At 69.7% G+C, this 1,914-nt stretch carries 2 protein-coding genes and 1 pseudogene; all 3 read left to right on the forward strand.

Going from position 1 to position 1,914, the window contains the following annotated elements:
• Positions 1-301: pseudogene (locus GA0115240_RS35155) on the forward strand (potassium-transporting ATPase subunit B); the annotation flags it as partial.
• 22 nt (positions 302-323) lie between these two features.
• The gene (gene kdpC, locus GA0115240_RS35160; protein ID WP_093743200.1) at positions 324-953 is read left to right on the forward strand and encodes a potassium-transporting ATPase subunit KdpC; all 630 of its coding nucleotides are present in this window, start codon (positions 324-326) and stop codon (positions 951-953) included.
• 180 nt (positions 954-1,133) lie between these two features.
• Positions 1,134-1,914, forward strand: a 781-nt coding sequence (locus GA0115240_RS35165) for an aldo/keto reductase (protein WP_093743202.1), incomplete at its 3' end; no start/stop codon positions are given.

The raw sequence follows: 1,914 nt of genomic DNA on the forward strand, positions 1-1,914 counted from the left end.
GGCCAAGTACTTCGCCATCATCCCGGCCATGTTCACCGTCGCCTTTCCGGGCCTGAACCAGCTCAACATCATGAAGCTGCACAGCCCGACCTCGGCGATCTCCTCCGCGATCATCTTCAACGCCCTGATCATCGTCGCGCTGATCCCGCTGGCCCTGCGCGGCGTGCGCTACCGCCCGGCCTCCGCCGCCCAGCTGCTCAGCCGCAACATCTGGGTCTACGGCCTGGGCGGCCTGGTGCTCCCGTTCGCCGGCATCAAAGTCATCGACCTGATCGTCCAGTTCATCCCCGGACTGCGCTGACCGAAGAAGAGGGCAACCCGCCATGCTCGAATCCCTTCCGGCCACCGTCCGCACCCTCCTGGCCGCACTGCGGATGCTGCTGGTGCTCACTGTGATCACCGGAGTCGCCTATCCGCTCGTCGTCACGGGCATCGCGCAGGCCGCCTTCAGCCACAAGGCCAACGGCTCCGAGGTCGAGCGCGGGGGACGGGTCGTCGGCTCCAGCCTCCTGGGCCAGAACTTCGACCTGCCGAAGAAGAACCCGGACAACGCCGACGAGGCGCCCCGGCCGGACCCGAGGTTCTTCCAGCCCCGGCCGTCCGCGGGCGGATACGACCCCCTCGCCTCCGGGGCCAGCAACCTCGGCCCGAACAACCCCGACCTGATCAGCTCGATCCGGCAGCGCCAGGCCGCGATCGCCGCCTTCGACGGCGTCAGCCCGGACGAGGTGCCGCCCGACGCCGTCACCACCTCCGGATCGGGACTGGACCCCGACATCTCCCCGGCGTACGCCCACGAGCAGGTCGACCGGGTGGCCCGGGCCCGGGGGCTCAGCCCGGCGACCGTACGCCGACTCGTGGCCGACAACACCCACGGCCGCGTGCTGGGCTTCCTCGGCCAGAAGCACGTCAACGTGCTCAAACTCAACCTGGCACTGACCCGAGTCCGCTGAGGACCCGCCCGCGCCGCTTCGACGCGGCGCCGGGGTCCGAGCCGGGTCCGAGCCGGGGCCGCTCCGACACGTGGGCGGTTTCCGGATCGTGAGCCGGGCATGTGATCTTCTGTGCACAGATGGCCGAACCCGCGCCGACCTGCGAGGGCGTCGGCCCCGTCGAGACGATCGAGGAACCGCATGTCTTCCGAAACAGCGCCCGCCGTGACCCTCAACAACGGTGTGGAGATCCCGCAGCTCGGCTTCGGGACCTACCAGGTCCCGCCGAAGGACACCCGGGAGGTGACTCTTGCCGCACTGGAGGTCGGCTACCGGCACATCGACACCGCGGAGGCCTACCGCAACGAGAAGGGGGTCGGCCAGGCCGTTCGCGAATCCGGCATCGACCGCGCCGACATCTTCGTGACCAGCAAGCTGACGGGCAGCGCACACGCGCACGACGACGCGCTGCGCGCCTTCGACACCACGATGGAGAACCTCGGGCTCGACTACCTCGACCTGTTCCTCATCCACTGGCCGCTGGCCACCGACGGGGACTTCACCGACACCTGGGGCGCCATGGAGGAGATGTACCGCTCCGGCCGGGTCAAGGCGATCGGCGTGTCCAACTTCGAGCAGGACCACCTGCGTCGCCTGCTGGGCGCCAACGCGACGGTGCCGGCCGTCAACCAGATCGAAGTGCATCCGTACCGCACCCAGGACCGGGTCCGGGCGTTCGACGCCGAGCACGGCATCGCCACCGAGGCGTACTCCCCGATCGCCCAGGGCCGGGTGCTCGACGACCGGGTGCTCACCGCGATCGCCGCCCGGCTCGGCCGGTCCACCGCCCAGGTGACCCTGCGCTGGCACCTGCAGCGCGGCGACATCGTCATCCCGAAGTCCGTCACCCCCGCCCGCATGGCCGAGAACGCCGACGTGTTCGACTTCGAGCTGACCGAGGACGACATGGCCGAGATCACCG

The sequence above is a fragment of the Streptomyces sp. DvalAA-14 genome (assembly GCF_900091855.1).
Taxonomy (GTDB): Bacteria; Actinomycetota; Actinomycetes; order Streptomycetales; family Streptomycetaceae; genus Actinacidiphila.

Bases quoted from the DNA above. Each gene is read 5' to 3' on its own strand.
- kdpC (WP_093743200.1), top strand. From the start codon at position 324: ATGCTCGAATCCCTTCCGGCCACCGTCCGCACCCTCCTGGCCGCACTG.